Origin of the sequence: Bradyrhizobium sp. BRP23 (genome assembly GCF_020194135.1) — a bacterium.
Taxonomy (GTDB): Bacteria; Pseudomonadota; Alphaproteobacteria; order Rhizobiales; family Xanthobacteraceae; genus Bradyrhizobium; species Bradyrhizobium yuanmingense.
Genome location: NZ_JADYVW010000011.1, coordinates 108939 through 127093, shown reverse-complemented (window position 1 = coordinate 127093; position 18155 = coordinate 108939). Strand labels below are relative to the sequence as shown.

Annotated in this window: 16 protein-coding genes; 10 read left to right on the top strand and 6 right to left on the bottom strand. The window is 65.7% G+C overall.

Annotated features, from left to right (window positions below; genetic code table 11):
* Window position 1: 1 nt before the first annotated feature.
* From I6F24_RS27295 to hflX, 3 genes are all read left to right on the top strand, one after another.
* On the top strand, window positions 2–1372 hold the full coding sequence (locus I6F24_RS27295) for a sigma-54 dependent transcriptional regulator (RefSeq protein ID WP_035999365.1): 1371 nt from the start codon (window positions 2–4) through the stop codon (window positions 1370–1372).
* A 249-nt stretch (window positions 1373–1621) separates the two neighbouring features.
* A complete protein-coding gene (gene hfq / locus I6F24_RS27290; protein ID WP_007591126.1) occupies window positions 1622–1870 on the top strand; it encodes an RNA chaperone Hfq in 249 nt (82 codons plus the stop codon).
* Between the two features lie 11 nt (window positions 1871–1881).
* Complete coding sequence (gene hflX / locus I6F24_RS27285) at window positions 1882–3264, top strand: GTPase HflX (protein ID WP_225129987.1); 1383 nt, start codon at window positions 1882–1884, stop codon at window positions 3262–3264.
* Window positions 3265–3282: 18 nt separating this feature from the next.
* Here hflX and mazG read toward each other — a convergent pair whose 3' ends face one another.
* Window positions 3283–4128 (bottom strand): nucleoside triphosphate pyrophosphohydrolase, encoded by an 846-nt coding sequence (gene mazG, locus I6F24_RS27280; protein ID WP_225149674.1) that lies wholly within the window; start codon window positions 4126–4128, stop codon window positions 3283–3285.
* Window positions 4129–4255: 127 nt separating this feature from the next.
* Here mazG and queC point away from each other — a divergent pair, with 127 nt between their 5' ends.
* Window positions 4256–4969: a 7-cyano-7-deazaguanine synthase QueC gene (gene queC, locus I6F24_RS27275; RefSeq protein ID WP_036028030.1), complete on the top strand. Its 714-nt coding sequence runs from the start codon at window positions 4256–4258 to the stop codon at window positions 4967–4969.
* A gap of 111 nt (window positions 4970–5080) precedes the next feature.
* On the opposite strand, the gene I6F24_RS27270 is transcribed toward queC, so the two are convergent.
* From I6F24_RS27270 to nthA, 3 genes are read right to left on the bottom strand one after another with little or no spacing between them, the layout of a single operon-like run.
* On the bottom strand, window positions 5081–5458 hold the full coding sequence (locus I6F24_RS27270) for a nitrile hydratase accessory protein (RefSeq protein WP_036028031.1): 378 nt from the start codon (window positions 5456–5458) through the stop codon (window positions 5081–5083).
* Entirely contained in the window at window positions 5458–6117 is a 660-nt protein-coding gene (nthB, locus tag I6F24_RS27265) for a nitrile hydratase subunit beta (protein WP_225149675.1), read from the bottom strand. Before nthB ends, I6F24_RS27270 begins: the two co-directional genes overlap by 1 nt.
* On the bottom strand, window positions 6114–6746 hold the full coding sequence (gene nthA / locus I6F24_RS27260; RefSeq protein WP_035999337.1) for a nitrile hydratase subunit alpha: 633 nt from the start codon (window positions 6744–6746) through the stop codon (window positions 6114–6116). Before nthA ends, nthB begins: the two co-directional genes overlap by 4 nt.
* Before the next feature lie 118 nt (window positions 6747–6864).
* Here nthA and I6F24_RS27255 point away from each other — a divergent pair, with 118 nt between their 5' ends.
* From I6F24_RS27255 to I6F24_RS27245, 3 genes are all read left to right on the top strand, one after another.
* Window positions 6865–7671: an enoyl-CoA hydratase/isomerase family protein gene (locus I6F24_RS27255; RefSeq protein ID WP_225140911.1), complete on the top strand. Its 807-nt coding sequence runs from the start codon at window positions 6865–6867 to the stop codon at window positions 7669–7671.
* Window positions 7672–7896: 225 nt separating this feature from the next.
* Window positions 7897–9036 carry a methionine ABC transporter ATP-binding protein gene (locus I6F24_RS27250; protein ID WP_225149676.1) on the top strand — a complete coding sequence of 380 codons (1140 nt, stop codon included), beginning with the start codon at window positions 7897–7899 and terminating at the stop codon, window positions 9034–9036.
* Window positions 9026–9691 (top strand): methionine ABC transporter permease, encoded by a 666-nt coding sequence (locus I6F24_RS27245; protein ID WP_057029183.1) that lies wholly within the window; start codon window positions 9026–9028, stop codon window positions 9689–9691. Before I6F24_RS27250 ends, I6F24_RS27245 begins: the two co-directional genes overlap by 11 nt.
* Before the next feature lie 6 nt (window positions 9692–9697).
* On the opposite strand, the gene I6F24_RS27240 is transcribed toward I6F24_RS27245, so the two are convergent.
* Entirely contained in the window at window positions 9698–10687 is a 990-nt protein-coding gene (locus I6F24_RS27240) for a helix-turn-helix domain-containing protein (RefSeq protein WP_225149677.1), read from the bottom strand.
* Between the two features lie 182 nt (window positions 10688–10869).
* Between I6F24_RS27240 and I6F24_RS27235 the strand changes: the two genes are divergently transcribed.
* The 3 genes from I6F24_RS27235 (at window position 10870) to I6F24_RS27225 (ending at window position 16631) form a co-directional block, all read left to right on the top strand.
* The gene (locus I6F24_RS27235) at window positions 10870–12060 is read left to right on the top strand and encodes a serine hydrolase (protein WP_225149678.1); all 1191 of its coding nucleotides are present in this window, start codon (window positions 10870–10872) and stop codon (window positions 12058–12060) included.
* Between the two features lie 15 nt (window positions 12061–12075).
* Complete coding sequence (locus I6F24_RS27230) at window positions 12076–14064, top strand: primary-amine oxidase (protein ID WP_225149679.1); 1989 nt, start codon at window positions 12076–12078, stop codon at window positions 14062–14064.
* A 326-nt stretch (window positions 14065–14390) separates the two neighbouring features.
* The gene (locus tag I6F24_RS27225) at window positions 14391–16631 is read left to right on the top strand and encodes a TonB-dependent siderophore receptor (RefSeq protein WP_225149680.1); all 2241 of its coding nucleotides are present in this window, start codon (window positions 14391–14393) and stop codon (window positions 16629–16631) included.
* 51 nt (window positions 16632–16682) lie between these two features.
* Here I6F24_RS27225 and I6F24_RS27220 read toward each other — a convergent pair whose 3' ends face one another.
* On the bottom strand, window positions 16683–18134 hold the full coding sequence (locus tag I6F24_RS27220; protein WP_036028045.1) for an aldehyde dehydrogenase: 1452 nt from the start codon (window positions 18132–18134) through the stop codon (window positions 16683–16685).
* Window positions 18135–18155 lie beyond the last annotated feature (21 nt).

The window sequence follows — 18155 nt, the reverse complement described above, 5'->3', positions numbered from 1 at the left end:
CATGGCAAGTGAAATTCTGATTGTCGATGACGAAGCCGATATTCGCGATCTCGTTGCAGGCATTCTCGAAGACGAGGGGTTCGTCACCAGGACCGCGCGTGACAGCGACACGGCGCTCGCCGAGATCGCCAATCGCAGGCCGCATCTGGTGTTTCTCGACATCTGGCTGCAAGGCTCCAAGCTCGACGGCCTGCAGCTCCTGGAGCAGGTCAAGAAGGACAATGCCGATCTGCCCGTCGTGATGATCTCCGGCCACGGCAACATCGAGACCGCGGTCGCCGCGATCAAGCGCGGCGCCTACGACTTCATCGAGAAGCCGTTCAAGGCCGACCGCCTCATCCTGGTCGCGACCAGAGCGCTGGAGAATTCGCGGCTGAAGCGCGAGGTCAAGGAACTGAAGCAGCTCGCCCCGAGCGCCAGCCAGCTCGTCGGCCGCTCGCCGAGCATGAACCAGCTGCGCCAAACCATCGAGCGGGCGGCCAAGGCCAACAGCCGCATCCTGATCGTCGGCCCCGCCGGGGCCGGCAAGGAGCTGACCGCGCGCACGCTGCATATCGCTTCGGGCCGCGCCGACGGTCCGTTCGTCGTCATCAACGCCGCCGCGATCACGCCCGAGCGAATGGAGCATGAGCTGTTTGGCGTCGAGCAGTCCAATGGCGAGCAGCCGCGCAAGCCCGGCGCGCTCGAAGAGGCGCATGGCGGCACGCTGTTCATCGACGAGATCGCGGACATGCCGCGCGAGACCCAGAACAAGATCCTGCGCGTGCTGGTGGAGCAGTCGTTCCAGCGCGTCGGCGGCACCGCCAAGGTGCAGGTCGACGTGCGCATCATCTCATCGACCGCCCGCAATCTCGAGGAGGAGATCGCGGCCGGCCGTTTCCGCGAGGACCTCTACCACCGGCTCTCGGTGGTGCCGATCCGCGTGCCCGCACTGTCGGAGCGGCGCGAGGACATTCCGGAACTGATCGATTATTTCATGGAGCAGATCTCGGCCGGCAGCGGCCTGCCCAAGCGCCAGATCGGTCAGGACGCAATGGCGGTGCTGCAATCGCATGTCTGGCCCGGCAATGTGCGCCAGCTCCGCAACAACGTTGAAAGAGTCATGATTCTGGCCGCCGGCGGGCCGGAAGTCATCATCACCGCCGACATGCTGCCGCAGGATGTCGGCTCGATGGTGCCGGCGATGCCGACCAGCAACAATGGCGAGCACATCATGGGCCTGCCGCTGCGCGAAGCACGCGAGGTGTTCGAGCGCGACTATTTGATTGCACAGATCAGCCGTTTCTCAGGAAATATTTCTCGAACGGCCGAGTTCGTTGGCATGGAACGTTCGGCCTTGCACCGGAAGTTGAAAGCGCTCGGCGTCGGCTAATGCTGCGACGCTGCGGCGGCATCTCGGGAATAGGCAAAGAAAATCATCGATTTCCGTAATTTTTCGGGGCAATAGGGCCACGCCTGCCGCTTCAAGCGGCTTGCCTAATACCCCGACCTGTCCTCTAATCGAACCGCTGTTCCTTCCGAGGGGGATCTCATGAGGGACGGCAACCGGAGGAGGCCCCGAACTCCACAAAGAGGGCCGCATTCGGCGCAATAAAAAGAAACTCAAAGCGAGAAAAAAACAATGGCGGCAGACCGCGCACAAAACCTACAGGACACCTTCCTTAATCACGTTCGCAAAACCAAGACGCCACTGACGATCTTTCTGGTCAACGGAGTGAAGCTCCAGGGCATCGTGACCTGGTTCGACAATTTCTGTTTGCTGCTTCGGCGCGACGGTCATTCGCAGCTGGTCTACAAGCATGCGATCTCGACCATCATGCCGGGCGCTCCGATTCAGTTGTTCGAAGGCGGCGAGGACCAGCCGGCTTGAGAGTGACCTGATTGGAACCCCGGAATTTCGACGGGGATGCCGACCGTCCGCGGTCGGCAGGGGCTACGCAGACGGGGCGGGTGCTTGTCATCGGCCCCTACTTGCGCGTGCGCGCGGGCAGCGCCGACGCGCAATCGGAGACTCATGCCTTGCGCGATACCGAGGCCCGGCTCGATGAAGCCGCGGGCCTCGCACGTGCGATCGATCTCGTCATTGCCGATGCCATCGTCGCGCCGGTCAGCCAGATCCGCCCCGCGACCTATATCGGCAAAGGCAAGGTCGAGGAGATCGCCGGGCTGATCAAGACCCTCGAGGTCGAGCTCGTGGTGATGGATTGCGCATTGTCGCCGATCCAGCAGCGCAATCTCGAAAAGGAATGGCATGCCAAGGTGCTCGACCGCACCGGGCTCATTCTCGAAATCTTCGGCCGCCGCGCCAAGACCCGGGAAGGCTCGCTGCAGGTCGAGCTTGCGCATCTCAACTACCAGCGTTCGCGCCTGGTGCGCTCCTGGACCCATCTCGAACGCCAGCGCGGCGGTTTCGGCTTCATGGGCGGCCCCGGCGAGACGCAGATCGAGGCCGACCGCCGCCTGATCCAGGAGCGCATCTCCAAGCTGGAGAGCGAGCTGAAAAAGGTGCAGGCGACGCGGCGTCTGCATCGCGCCGGCCGTCAACGCGTGCCGTATCGTGTCGTCGCGCTGGTCGGCTACACCAATGCCGGCAAGTCGACGCTGTTCAATCGCCTGACCCGCGCCGACGTGCAGGCGGCCGACATGCTGTTTGCGACGCTCGATCCCACCTTGCGGGCGCTCAACCTGCCGCATGGCGGCAAGGCGATGCTCTCGGATACCGTCGGCTTCATCTCCAACCTGCCGACGCAGCTCGTCGCCGCCTTCCGCGCCACGCTGGAGGAGGTGCTGGAAGCCGATGTCATCCTGCATGTCCGCGACATCTCGCATGAAGACGCCGAAGCGCAGCAGAGCGACGTCGATGCGGTGCTGCGCCAGCTCGGCATCAACCCTGATGATTCCGGCCGCATCATCGAGGTCTGGAACAAGATCGACCGTTTCGACCCCGAGCAACGCGAAGAGCTGCTCAACATCGCCGCGCGCAGGCCGGAGGATCATCCGGCGATGCTGGTCTCAGCCGTGTCGGGCGAGGGCGTCGATGCTCTGCTCGCCGCGATCGAGCAGCGGCTCGCGGCGAAAAGGACCACGCTCGATCTCTCCATCGACGCCGCCGACGGCGCCGGCATCAGCTGGCTGCACCGCAATGCCGAGGTGCTGTCGAAGGAGCTCCACGACGGCCGCTTCGACATGACCGTGCGGGTGGACGAGACCAAGCGGGACATCGTGGTGAACAGGTTCGACGCGGTGCCACATCTGCCGGCGTGAGGCCGGCGCGCATCTGGACTACGCGGTTCGCGTCTCCGAAGTCACCTTCGTCTCCACTTTCGCGGCATTCCACAGCGCATCCATCTCCGCCAGCGAGGCCTGCTCGAGCGTCCGGCCCTGCGCCTCCAGTGCGCGCTCGATATAGGCGAAGCGCCGCTCGAATTTTGCATTCGTCGCGCGGAGCGCAGCCTCCGGATCGGCATCGACATGGCGGGCGAGGTTGACGAGGGCGAACATCAGGTCGCCGGTCTCTTCCGCAATCTCCCGCTTGTCGTTGCGGTCCAATGCCGCCTCGATCTCGTCGACCTCCTCGCGGATCTTGTGCAGCACCGCGCGCGGGTCGTTCCAGTCGAAGCCGACGGTGGAGGCCTTGCGCTGCAGCTCCATCGCACGCGTCAGCGCGGGCTGGCCGGCCTTCACGCCCGAGAGCAGCGACTTGTGCGTCGGCGCCTCCTCCGGCGGCCGGCGCGCGGCGCGTTCGGCTTTCTCCTCCGCCTTGATGCGGTCCCAGACTTCCTTGACGTGGGAGGAGGCGAGATTGCCGTCCTTGTCGGCGAAGACGTGGGGATGGCGGCGGATCATCTTGCGGGTGATGGCCAGGACCACATCACCGAAATCGAACGCGTTCTGCTCCGAGCCCATCTGGGCGTGGAACACGACCTGGAGCAGGAGATCGCCAAGCTCCTCTCTGAGATCGTCGAGATCGCCGCGGGTGATGGCGTCGACCACCTCATAGGCTTCCTCGATCGTGTAGGGCGCGATCGTCGAAAAATTCTGCTCGAGGTCCCAGGGGCAGCCGGTCACCGGCGTGCGCAGCGCCGCCATGATCTCGATCAGGCGGGAAATGTCGCGGGAAGGGGTCATTGCCGGGCAGTCTCCTGGGATACAGAGCCTTATGCCAAAAGCGGGCCCCCGATCCCAGCGCAAGGCGGCGGAACTGGCCGATTTCCACCGATTGGCGGGCAAGTCGTGCGATGCTAAAGCGCGGGCCATGAGTGATGCATTTTCCTCACAAACCGCGCTGGTGCTGTTCTCCGGCGGCCAGGATTCCACCACCTGCCTCGCCTGGGCGCTGAGCCGCTTCGCGCGTGTGGAGACGCTGGGGTTCGACTACGGCCAGCGCCACGCCATCGAGCTTGCCTGCCGCGACCGCCTGCTCGACGGCATCAAGGGCCTGCGCGCCGATTGGGCCGCAAGGCTCGGCGAGAGCCACACGCTGTCGATCCCGACGCTGGCGGCGGTGTCCGAGACGGCGCTGACCCGCGACGTCGCGATCGCGATGGGCGCGGACGGTCTGCCGAACACCTTCGTGCCGGGCCGCAACCTCGTGTTCCTGACCTTCGCCGCGGCGCTGGCCTACCGGCGCGGCATCAGCCACATCGTCGGCGGCATGTGCGAGACCGATTATTCCGGCTATCCCGATTGCCGTGACGAGACCGTCCGCGCCATGCAGGCCGCGCTCTCGCTCGGCATGGCCAGGCAGTTCGAGCTGCACACGCCCTTGATGTGGATCGACAAGGCCGCGACCTGGAAGCTCGCCCATGACCTCGGCGGCGCCGGGCTGGTCGATCTCATCCGCGAGCAGTCGCACACCTGCTATCTCGGCGAACGCGGCGCACGGCACGATTGGGGCTACGGCTGCGGCGAGTGCCCGGCCTGCAGTTTGCGGGCGAAGGGGTGGAACGAGTACGTGGCGGGACGGTAGGCTCGCTCTGTCGTCATTGCGAGGAGCCCTTGCGACGAAGAAATCGAGACTGCCACCGCGGAGGGATTCTGGATTGCTTCGCTGCGCTCGCAATGACGACGGAGCAATCAGCTAGCCAAAATCCTCCGGCCTGAGCTCGATCGGCTTGCCGTGCGGCGTGCGATCGGCGGCGTGGTCCCACGCATTCCGATAGCGGTGCAGCGTCTCCATCGACGCGACGCCCTTGCGGGCGACGAGGCCCTCCAGCGTGGCGAGCCAGTGCAGATAGTAGGTCTCGCCGGTATCAGGGTCGCCGGCGGCCTGGGCGCGCTTGATCTCGTCTGCGAGTGCTGCGGCCCATTCCGGCCAGGTGAATACGCCGCGCTCGTGCAGGCTCAAGGCCATCGCGAAGGCATGCGCCTCCCAGGGCGCTCGGAACACCGGGCCGTCGTCGTCGCACGGAATGCTCGGGATCGCCGCCGTCGCGGCGGCCGCAAGCGCGCTGCTCATCACGCCGGATCCAGATAGGGCTCGAACGCGTCGATCGAGACCTTCAGCGTGGGATCGCCGTCCTGGCCCCAGAGATCGCGGCCCTCGAACACCACGGTGTAGAGCCATTGCGGGTTCTCCCCGCGCTCCATCGCCGCCGTGTCAGGAAACACGTGACAGCCATGGTTCAGCTCGACCACGCCGACATGGCCACGGACATAGCGCGGCAGCCGCGTGTGCGTGGCTGGGTGAATATTCCTGGCGCGGACGCGATCGCCGATGTTGAATTTCGCCGGAGCCGGGGCAGGGCGGCCGAACTTGCCGCGCACCATCACGCGCTCGACATTGGCGCGGTCGAACTTGCCGTGCTTGAGCGCCTTTGCAGGCTGCATCGCATGGCCGGCAGCGACCTCCTCGCGGGTGAGATAGCCCTTGTCGATCAGCATCTCCTCGAGCCCGAGAAACCATTTCTTGTAATAGGAGCTCGACAGATACACGTGCGGCGGCAAGGTCTCGCGATAGAAGCGCGAGGTGTCGATGTTGAAGGCGCCGGCCGCGCCCATCGCGCGCACCATGGCCAGCACGCGCGACTCCCATTCCTCGTGAAACATCGGCTCGTTCGGCTCAGGCTCGACCTTGCCGAACCCGTCCATGCCGCCCATGTCGTGCACGCCGTTCACGACGGTGCGCCCGGCGTCTTGGGGAAACCGGTGCCGATCATGGAGTCGCGCGTCACGAGCTCGGCGAGCTGCTCCTCGCTCCAGCCTTCCGTGCCCGCGGGGCGCATCGGCAGCACCAGGAAGCGCGTCTCGGCGGTGGAATCCCACACCCGGATCTCGGTGTCCTTCGGCAGCGCGACGCCGAAATCGGCGAGCACGCCGCGCGGGTCCTTCACCGCACGCGAGCGGTAGGGCGCGGCCTTGTACCAGACCGGCGGCAGCCCGAGCATTTCCCAGGGGTAGCAGGAGCACAGTGTGCACACGACCATGTTGTGCCGCTCGGGCGTGTTCTCGACCACGACGAGATGATCGCCAACGCGGCTGACATGGCCGAGCGTGCCGATCGCCTTGGAGCCGTCCTGCAGCAGCGCGGTCTTGAACGCGGGATCGGTCCAGGCCTTGGCGACCACGCGCGCGCCATTGTGCGGACCGATCTTGGTCTCATAGGCCTGGATGATGGCATCGAGCGCAGCCGGCTCGACATAGCCTTTTTCGGTCAGGATCGTCTCGAGCGCGCGCACGCGCAGCTCGGTCTCGGACAGCTCGGAATGATCGTGATCGTGGTGATGATGGTCGTGATCTTGGCTCATGCGGCGGAAGATAGGCGCAATGGCTAGGGGCTGTCGAGGGCTCGTTGCAGTGCAGTCCTGGCACGTATGCGTGAGGGCAGTTGTGCGCTAGCATCCCGCAAACATCGTGGAGATGATGGTGACCGACTACGTGAAGATCGAGAAGGGTCTCGGGCCGGAGGGGCGGATCGCGGTCGTGCGCTTCGACCGCGGCGACGGCATCAACGCGCTCTCGCCGGAGGCGCTGCGCCAGCTCACGGCGGCCGCGCGCAGCTTCGAGGACGATGCAGCGACCTCGGTCGTTGTGCTGACCGGCAGCTCGGGCGCCTTCAGCGCCGGCTTCGATCTCAAGGACGCTGAGGGACGCTCGCGCAAGGAGATGGACCTCGGCGCGCTGCGGCGGCACCTCAAGCTCGGGCCGCGCCTGACGCACGCCTGGCAAGAGATGGAGCAGATCACCATCGCCGCGATCGAAGGCTTTTGCGTCGGCGGCGGCGTCGCCCTCGCGGTGGCGCTCGATTTCCGGGTGATGGGGCGCGATGCGCATCTGCGCGTGCCCGAGATCGGGCTCGGCATGAATATGAGCTGGCAGAGCATCCCGCGCATGCTGCATCTGATCGGGCCGGCCCGCACCAAGCAGGCGGTGATCCTGGCCGACCAGCGTATCAGCGCGGACGAGGCCTATGAATGGGGGCTCGTCGAGCAGGTGGCGGATCCCGGCCATGCGCTCGATGCCGCCATGGAGCTTGCCCGCAAGGTTGCCGCGCAGCCGCCGCTGTCCGTCGCCATGACCAAGCTGACCGTCAACCGGCTCGCGCATGCGCTGGACGACCTTGCGAGCCACATGGATGTCGATCAGTTCGCGCTCGCCAGCCTCAGCGAGGACCACAAGGAGGGCGTCGAGGCGTTCCTGACGCGCCGCAAGCCGCGGTTCCGGGGTCGGTGATCACAGCGCCGATCGTCGGCGGATAATCTTCTCCGCCAGGAGGCGATCGGGAAAACTTCGTCCAAGTCCTTCCAATTATCTGAGATTGCAAGGAAGACCAGAAACAGCGAAGGTGCGTGCTGCGGTGCAGCGCGCTCGATTGAGCCCCCATCGCCATTTTCACCCCGTCGCAGACGCGACCGGTTCCCATGTGCCCTGGGCATGCGGGTGACCGAGCTATCGTGCATGAAGGCCATCTCCATGAATGCCCACCAATCGCTCGCGATCGAACGACCAATCGAAACGCTCGAAGCGATTTCACCCGCGCTCGCCGTGCCGGACGCGATGGTCCGTTTCGCCGGCATCTCCAAGACCTATCCGGCCTATCGCGGCAAGCCCGGCGTCAACGCGCTGCAAGACATCGACTTCGCCATTCCGCGCGGCTCCATCACCGGCGTGATCGGCCGCTCTGGCGCCGGCAAGTCGAGCCTGGTCCGGCTGATCAACGGCCTGGAGAAGCCGACCACGGGCCGCGTGATCGTCGACGGCCGCGATATCTCGGCCTTGGCCGGCCGCGAGCTGCGGCTGGCGCAGCGCTCGATCGGCATGATCTTTCAGCATTTCAACCTGCTGTCCTCGCGCACCGCGGCCGACAACATCTCGCTGCCGCTGGAGATCGCCGGTTGGACCAAGGCCGACATCAAGGCCCGCGTCGCCGAGCTGCTCGCGCTGGTCGGCATCGCCGACAAGCATGACCGCTATCCTTCCGAACTGTCCGGCGGCCAGAAGCAGCGCGTCGGCATCGCCCGCGCGCTGGCGACACGGCCAAGCGTGCTGCTGTCGGACGAGGCGACCTCGGCACTCGATCCGCAGACCACGCGCGCGATCCTCGATCTGCTTGCGAACATCAACCGCGAGCTCGGCGTGACCATCGTGCTGATTACCCACGAGATGTCCGTGGTGCGCCAGCTCGCCAAGGAGGTGGTGGTATTGGACGCCGGCCGCGTCGTCGAGAGTGGTCACGTCGCCGACATCTTCACGCAGCCAAGACATCCGATCACGCAGTCCTTCCTGGCCGAGGTGATCGGCGACAGCCTGCCGGTCTCGCTGGAGAGCCGAATCGTTTCGAAGCAGCCTGCCGGCGGGCAGGCCGTGATCCGGATCCAGGTGCGCGGGGCAGGGGCGGGCGACACCGTGGTGGCCCGGCTCGCGCGCGAGCTCGGGCTCGACGTCGCGCTGCTGTCTGCGCGCATCGACGAGATCGGCGGCCAGCATGTCGGCTCGCTCACGCTCGGCATTCCCGGCGGCGAGGACGCGGTGACGCGGACGCTCGCCTGGCTCTCTCAATATCAATTCTCGGCGGAGCGTCTCGGCTATGTCGCCTGAACTCATCAACCTGATCGTCCAGGCTACCTTCGAAAGCCTGTACATGGTCGGCATCGCGGCGCTGCTCGGCACCGCCTTCGGCCTGCCGCTCGGCGTGTTCCTGGCCACCAGCCGCAAAGGCGAGCTGTTCGCGGCGCCCATCGTCAATCGCGTGCTCGGCATCGTCGTCAATGCGACGCGCTCGACGCCCTTCATCATCCTCGTCGTCGCCATCATCCCGTTCACGCGCCTCGTTGCCGGCACCTCGATCGGCTCGACCGCCGCTATCGTGCCGCTGACCATCGCCTCGACGCCGTTCATCGCGCGCCTCGTCGAGGCTGCGATCCGCGAGGTCGACGGCGGCCTGATCGAGACCGCGTCCTCGTTCGGCGCATCGCCGCTCCAGATCGTGCTCAAGGTCCTGATCCCGGAGGCGCTGCCCGGCCTGCTGCTGGCGCTGACGCTCGCGGTGGTCAGCCTGCTCGGCTATTCCGCGATGGTCGGCGCAGTCGGCGGCGGCGGCCTTGGCGATCTCGGCATCCGCTACGGCTATCAGCGCTTCATGCCGGAGATGATGCTGGCCGTCGTGGTCGTGCTGATCGCACTGGTGCAGATAGTCCAGAGCGCCGGCGATTACCTGGCGCGCCGGGTCAACCGCCGGCTGCGGCATCGCTGAATCCGATCAGGCGGCACACCTCGCGCGACGCAGCGTCTGCGAGGGCAGCTCGCCGAAGTGACGCTTGTAGTCGAGCGAGAACTGGCTGAAGTGCCAGAATCCGTGCAGCACCGCGACGTCGTAGACCGAGGTCTCGTTGCCGCCGGCGCCCTTGAGATCGCGCCGCACACGGTTCAGTCGCATCGCGCGCCAATAGTGCATCGGGCTCGTGCCCAAAACCTCCTGGAAGCAATAGCCGAGCTTGCGCGGGCTGGCGCCGACGGCCTTGCAGACCTCCAGCAGCGAGAGCGAGCGATCGCCCCTGCCATGCATCAGCTCGCGGGCACGATCCACGGTTCGCTTCCGAGCCGCCGCACTGCGGCCGGGATCGCTCGGACGTGCGGTCGGCAGCATGTCCATGATTTCGACGAGGAGGGCGTCTTCCAGGGCCTGCCTCGCCGCCGGATCGTTGAACGTTGCCGGAGCGGTCGTGATCGTCGCTTGAATGGCGGCCAGATGCGCCCGCAGCCGCGCGACCGGCGCTTCCGCCATTTCGATCACCTGCAGCCGGTGCCAGGCGGTGCGCGGCAGCTCGATGTCGAGCCAGGCGGCGAGCTCTGCGATCAACACCGTGCTGGCAACGACGCCGCGCAGCTCGAAGGCCTTCGGGGTACACATGTCGATCTCGGCGTCGATGCTGGCGAGGACGCGGGCGCCGCTGGCACCGGTCCCGTTGAAGCTGAGCTCGCCGTCGCCGTGCCAGGGCAGGCCGATGCCAAAACTGTCGGCGCCAAGCTGGCCATATTGGCGGACCTGCTGGCTGGTGATCTCGCAGAACACCTCCAGCCGCGGCAAGGAGAGTTGCGTGAAACTGCCCCGGAACGCGCCGGCGCTGATCTGATCGTAGCTCAGCCGCCAGCGGCCGAGGCTTGCGCAATGCTCATCGACATCCGTGCTGTTCGCCTGGAGCAAGCCGGCAGCCGAGTCTTGAATCGGAAGAGTTGCCCTTAAGGCCATGGCAATACGTCGAAATCCTTGAGTCCAGCACCGAGCAGGACCCGCGCCAGACTGGCACGGCCAGAGACGCTGTCCAGCAAAATATTGCCGGATCTCGATAACGCCTGACAGCGCCGCCGTGCAGGCTTCCGTCCTGCCGTTCCGACATCGCTGCCGGGACGGCGCTTCGCGGAGGGAGCGAGATGCGATCGACCGATGTCATGCGCGGCAGCCCGCCCGTACCCGAGGCTCAGGTGACGCGCGCCAATTGGCGCAGCTTTCCCGCGATCCGCTGGGGTTTTACCCACACCCGCGAAGTGCTGCCGACCGCAGAGATTCGCCGCTCCGCCCGGCCGACGCCAATGAGAAGCGCCCCGCGCGAACTGGCAAAGCTCGGCTTCACCGGGCCTGATGGCAAAGCGACCACGATCGAATGCGCGCTGCGCGAAACCTTTGCCGACACGCTCCTCGTGATGCATCAGGGCACGCTGATCCATGAATGGTACGGCGACGGCATGAGCGCGACCACGCCGCACCTGATCTGCTCGATCAGCAAGGCGATCGCTGGCACGCTCGGCGGCGTGCTGGCCGCGCGCGGCCTGGTCGATCCAGAGGCGAGGGTGCTGCGCTACGTGCCGGAGCTGGAGACATCGGCCTACGCCGGCTGCACCGTCCGCAACCTGCTCGACATGGCCGTCGCCATCAAGTTCGAGGAGGATTACGAGGACCCCGCCGGCGACCTCGCGCGCTATCGGTTCTCCTCGGGCTGGGACGTGCCGCCGCCGGACGTCGAGCCCAGCCATCAGCGCGCTTATCTGACGACGCTGCGCGGCAGCGGCAAACCGCACGGCAAGGTGTTCCACTACGTCTCGCCCAATACCGAGGTGCTCGGCTGGGTCTATGAACGCGCCTGCGGGATGCCCTACCATCTTATTCTCTCCGAGTTTCTGTGGCAGCCCCTGGGCGCGGAGGAGGACGGCTCTCTCACACTCGATAGCCACGGCATGGGCCGCATTGCCGGCGGCATCTCGGTCACCGCGCGCGATCTCGTCCGCTTCGGGGAGATGATCCGCTGCCGCGGCGTCGTCGAGGGCCGGCAGGTGGTGCCGGGCTGGTGGATCGACGATATCCGCGAGAACGGTGATCCCAAGGCGTGGGCCGATGGCGACCTCGCCGAGTTCTTCCCGGGCGCGCGCTACCGCAGCAAATGGTTCACCATCGATCCTTCGCGCAACGCGCTCACCGCGATCGGCATTCACGGCCAGCACCTCTATGTCGACCTCGACTCCGACACCGTCATCGTCAAGCTCGCAACACAGCCCAAGGCGATGGACGTGTCGATCGACCAGCGCTGGTTTGCTGCCTTCCGCGCCATCACCGCACATCTCGCCTGATATTTGGACGTCCTCATGCTTGAAACCGCCAAAGCCCAACCGCAAGCGCAGACCGCGACACCGCATCCGCTCGATCCGCTGACGGCCGACGAGATCACCGCGGCTTGCGCTTTGGTGCGGGCGGCGGCCGCCTCAGCGGCGAACTGCCGTTTCCCGACGGTGCGGCTGGAGGAGCCGACCAAGCAGGAGCTGGCTTCAGGCGAGGTGGGACGCCGTGCCTTCGCGTTGACGCTCGACGTCGCCACGGGCGAGGCGATCGAGCATATCGTCGACCTCGGCCGCGGCGAGATCGTCGGCCGCAAGGTCGTGCCGAATCGCGAGGCGCCCTATGGGCAGCCGCCGGTGATGCTGGAAGAGTTGTTCAAGTGCGATGCCGTGGTGAAGGCCGATCCCGCTTGGCGGGCGGCGATGGTTCGGCGCGGGCTGACCGACAAGGACATCGAGCTGGTTCAGGTCGACCCGTTCTCCTCCGGATTCTTCGACAAAGCGTTCGAGCGCGGCGCCCGCATCGTGCGGGCCGTCAGCTATTTTCGCGAGCACCTTCAGGACAACGGCTACGCCCATCCGATCGAGGGCGTTGTCGCTGTGGTCGACCTCATCGGGGGCAAGATCATCGAGCTCACGGATGAAGATCCGATCGTGCCGATTCCGCGCAAGAAACGGAACTACGGCGCGCATGAGGTGCCAAACCCGCGCACCGACATCAAGCCGCTGCATATCGAGCAGCCGGAAGGGCCGAGCTTCAAGGTCGACGGCTGGAAAGTCGACTGGCAGAAATGGAGCTTCCGCGTCGGATTCACGCCGCGCGAGGGTCTCGTGCTGCATCAGCTCGCCTACCAGGACGGCGCGCGTAAGCGGTCGCTGATCCACCGCGCCAGCGTCACCGAGATGGTGGTGCCTTATGCCGATCCGACCGCTAGCCACTTCTGGAAGTCGGCCTTCGATGCCGGCGAATACGGGCTCGGCATGCTCGCCAACGCGCTGGAGCTGGGCTGCGACTGCCTCGGCAACATCCACTATTTCGACGTGCCTGCCGCCGACAACAAGGGCGAGCCCTTCGTCATGCAGAACGCGATCTGCATGCATGAGGAGGACTACGGGATTGCCTGGAAGCACTACGAGTTTCGCAACGGCCTGTTCGAGGTGCGGAGATCCCGGCGGCTCGTGATCTCGTTCTTCGCCACCGTCGGCAATTACGATTACGGCTTCTACTGGTATCTCTATCAGGACGGCACGATTCAGCTGGAGACGAAACTCACCGGCATCATCCAGACCGCCGCGGTGCGGCCGGGCGAAAAGTACCGATGGGGCGGCATGGTCGACGATAATCTCGGCGGCCCCACGCACCAGCACTTCTTCAACGTCCGCCTGCATATGGATCTCGACGGCGGCGGTAACACAGTGACGGAGCACGAGTTCGTGCCGCGGCCCTGGGGCGACGACAATCCGCACGGCAACGTGTTCGACACCACCACGCGCGTGCTGTCGCGCGAGCGCGACGCCGCAGCGGTCGCCAATGGCGAGACCGGCCGATTCTGGAAGATCAGTAATCCGAACGAGATCAACTCGGTCGGCGGTGCACCGGCCTACAAGCTCGTCGTCAATCCCAGCCCGCTGATGCTGGCCCAGGAGGGTAGTTACGTGCGCAAGCGTGGCGGCTTCGCCACCAAGCATGTCTGGGTAACTGCATTCGATCCGGCCGAGAAATATGCCAGCGGCGACTATCCCAACGTTCACGCCGGCGGTGACGGCCTGCCGCGCTATGCCGCGCAGAATCGCAATATCGAGAATGCCGACATCGTGGTGTGGCACTCCTTCGGCCACACCCATGTCTGCAAGCCCGAAGACTTTCCGATCATGCCGGTGGAATATGCCGGCTTCGTGTTGAAGCCAACCGGATTCTTTGCGGCGAATGCGGCTGGCGACATTCCGCCGGACCGCAACAGCCGCAGCGCGCTGGCTGGCGAGAAGAGCACGACCTGTTGTCACGCGGACCGGACGTGACCTTCATCCGCTCCCACCCCTGGCTTTGGTCGCAACACTGATTGCGCGACGCGGCCGTCGCACGCGGTCGGGTCCTGACACACTGACAGAAACATTCTAGAAGCATTCCAATTCCAAAGAAGCAGCGCGCATGAGCGCATGCGTCGCACGTGCTGTGCACACGTCTGGAGAAATTCTAACGCCGTTCCTATCGCACTCCGAAACCGCCTGAGTTAGGGCGGGCCATCAAGATCGATACCGGCAAAGCCGGCAGTGCGTGGGGCTCAACAGACGTGACCGATTTCCAACCTTCTTCGCGTAAGAACACGCGCCGCCGACAAATCCAGATGCTCTTCCTCGGTGCGGCCAGCACACTCGCTCTCGCCGTGCCCTTCGGCTCTGCCCAAGCCCAGACGCAGATTCCCTCTGTCACCGTCGAAGCGCCGACGCAGCGCACCCGTCCAGCGGCGATTGCGTCGTCGCGACGGGCTGCGGCGGCGCGAACCGCACGCGCCAATCGTCGGGGCCCGGCGCAGCAGGCCGCGCCCACTCAGTCGGCAGCATCGAACGGTGCCACGAGCGAACGCGCCAACGGACCGGTACGCGGTTTCGTCGCGACGCGCAGCGGCACCGCCACCAAGACCGATACGCCCTTGATCGAAACGCCGCAGTCGGTGTCGGTCATCACCACCGACCAGATCAGAAACCAGGGCGCGGTCTCGATCGGCGAGGCCTTGCGCTACACCGCCGGCGTCAGCGGCGACGTCAATGGCGGCTCGGACACCCGCTTCGGCGGCCTCCAGATCCGCGGCTTCGACATGACGATGCCGGGCCTCTTCGTCGACGGCTTGCGGATTCCCTCCAGCAACTACGTGCACTTCAATGGCCTCGAGCCCTATGGGGCCGAGCGTATCGAGGTGCTCAAGGGTCCGTCCTCCGCGATGTATGGCGGCAGCGGCACAGGCGGCGTTCTCAACTACGTGACCAAGCTGCCGACGGCGCAGCAGTTCGGCGAGGTCTCGATCTCGGGTGGCAGCTTCAACCGCTATCAGGGCCAGTTCGACATGGGCGGCGCCGCCAACAAGGAAGGCACGGTGCTGTGGCGCCTGACCGGCGTCGTGCGCGACGGCGAGACCCAGGTCGATTTCAGCAAGGACAATCGCGTCTTCATCGCGCCCGCCGTCACCTTCAAGCCGAACGAGGACACCACCATCACCCTGCTCGCCAACTATCAGCAGGACCGGGCAGGGTGGGGCCTTCAGTTCCTGCCGGCCTCGGGCACGGTTTGGCCGAACAACGGCCGCACCATCCCGGTCTCGTTCTTCGCGGGCGTGCCGGGCTTCGACGCATTCAACACCGAGATCGCAACCGTCGGCTACCAGCTCGCGCACAATTTCACCGACAACGTCACGTTCCGGCAAAATCTGCGTTACGCCTATCAGCACAACGAGGAGAAGGTGTTTTACGGCGGCGGCTATACCAACGAAGCCGCAGGGCAGCTCGCGCGCTATGGCAGCTACAGCAACTCCTACATCAACTCATTCGCCGTGGACAACCAGCTCCAGGGCAAGTTCACCACCGGCATTCTCAGCCACACCACGCTGGTTGGCGTCGACTATCGCAACACCTCCTTCCGCGACACCGCCTTCGGCGTCACGACCTCGTCCCCCGAGATCAACGTCTTCAACCCGAACTACAGCTACGACTACGCCATCGGCGCCATGTACGACAACACCGGCGTCAAGCAGTCCCAGGTCGGCGTCTATGCGCAGGATCAGATCAAGCTCGGCCGGCTCTCGTTCCAGCTCGGCGGCCGTCAGGATTTCGTGACCACGCAGGTCGATAACGGTATCGCCAATACCACGGCCGCGAAGGACGCCTCGGCCTTCACCGGCCGAGCCGCCGTGATGTACAATTTCGATAGCGGCATCGCGCCCTATTTCAGCTACTCGGAATCGTTCCTGCCGCTGCTCGCGACCGGGTTTGGCGGACAAATGCTCAATCCCGAGACCGGCGTCCAATACGAGGTCGGCGTCAAGTATCAGCCGATCGGCTGGAACGCGCTGTTCACCTTCGCCGCCTTCGACCTGACGCGCGATAACGTCGCTGTGTACGTGCCCGCGGCCACCTTTTACGAACAGATCGGGCAGGTGAAGTCGCGCGGCATCGAGCTCGAAGGCACGATGTCGCTCGCCGATGGCTGGAACCTGCGCGCCGCCTATGCCTATGTCGACGCCATGGTCACGCAGGATCCGGTGAATGTCGGCAAGGCGCCAACTACTGTGCCGCTTAACCGCGCCTCGCTGTGGAGCGACTATACGCTGCAGAACGGGCCGCTCGCCGGCCTGCAGTTCGGCGGCGGCATCCGCTATGTCGGCGCGACCTGGGGCGACGAGGCCAACACGTTCAAGGTGGGATCGTCGACCGTTCTCGACGCGCTGCTGGCCTACAACAGGGACAATTGGCGCCTGGCGCTGAACGTCACCAATCTCGCCGACACCCGCTATGTCGCCTCATGTTACAGCATGTCGGGCTGCTTCTACGCGGAAGGGCGGAAAGCCATCGCCAGGCTGACCTACCGCTGGTGAGCACAATGCGAGGACGGTCCGGCCTTGGAGACCGGACCTGCATCCCGCCGATCAGAACGGATAGTGCCGGGGCCCGGTCTGCACGGTGATCCAGCGCAGTTCGGTGAACTCGTCGATTGCGGCCTTGCCGCCGAAGCGGCCATAGCCTGACGCCTTGGTCCCGCCAAACGGCATCTGAGGCTCGTCATGCACGGTCGGAGCGTTGACGTGGCAGATGCCCGCCTCGATCCGCCTGGCAACGCCGAGCGCACGGGCGATGTCGCGGCCGAACACGGCCGAGGAGAGGCCGTATTCGGTGTCGTTGGCCACGCGCACGGCCTCGTCGATCCCGCTCACGCGCACCACGGTCACGACCGGACCAAAGCTCTCCTCGCCATAGATCCGCATCGCCGGCGTGACATGGTCGACGATGGTGGCGGGCATAATGGTGCCGCTGCCGTGGCCGCCGGCAGCGAGCACGGCGCCCTTGGCGACGGCATCGTCGATCAGGCCCCGGACGCGCTCGCAGGCGGCGTCACTGACCAGCGAGCCCAGCACGACATTGCCCTTGCGGGGATCGCCCAAGGGAAGGCTCCTGGCCTTGGCGGCGAACTTGGCGATGAAGGCGTCCGCCACCTTGTCGTCGACCACGATCCGCTCGGTCGACATGCAGATCTGCCCCTGGTTCATGAAGGCGCCGAACGCTGCCGCATTCACGGCGGCGTCCAGATCGGCATCGTCGAGGATCACGAGCGGGGCCTTGCCGCCGAGCTCCAGCAGCGCGCGCTTCAGGTGCTTGGCGCATGCGAGTGCGATGAGGCGGCCGACGCGGGTCGAGCCGGTGAAGTTGACGCGGCGGATCGCAGGATGGGCGATCAGCGCCTCGACCACCGCCTGCGCATCCTCCGGCGCGTTGGTGACGACATTGACGACGCCGTCACCGAGGCCGGCCTCCGCCAGGCAGCTTCCGATCAGCCGATGCACGCCCGGGCTCATCTCGGACGCCTTCAGCACCACGGTATTGCCGCAGGCGAGCGGCATCGCGACCGATCGCACGCCGAGGATCACGGGAGCGTTCCAGGGCGCGATGCCGAGCACCACGCCGACCGGCTGGCGAAACGCCATGGCGAGGTTGTCGGGCTTGTCGGTCGGTATGACTTCGCCGGATATCTGCGTCGTCATGGCCGCGGCTTCGCGCAGCATGCCTTCGGCCAGGTGCACGTTGAATCCGGCCCAGCCCGCGGTGGCGCCGGTTTCAGCGACCATCAGCGCGGTGAACTCCGCGGCACGGCGCGCGAGGATGTCGGCGGCCGCATTGAGCCGCTTGCGGCGCTCCGACGGGCCGAGCTGTGACCAAGCCGGGAACGCGGCGGCCGCAGCGTCCGCGGCCCGCATCGCGTCGTCGATCGAGGCCGCCGCCACGATCGTCGCGACGTCGCCGGAGATCGGGTTGTGGCGCTGGAAGGTACGCTGATGGCTGGCCGACTGGTCCTTGCCGCCGATGAGAAGGTCGATCGCGTTCATGATGCACTCCAAAGGTTGCAG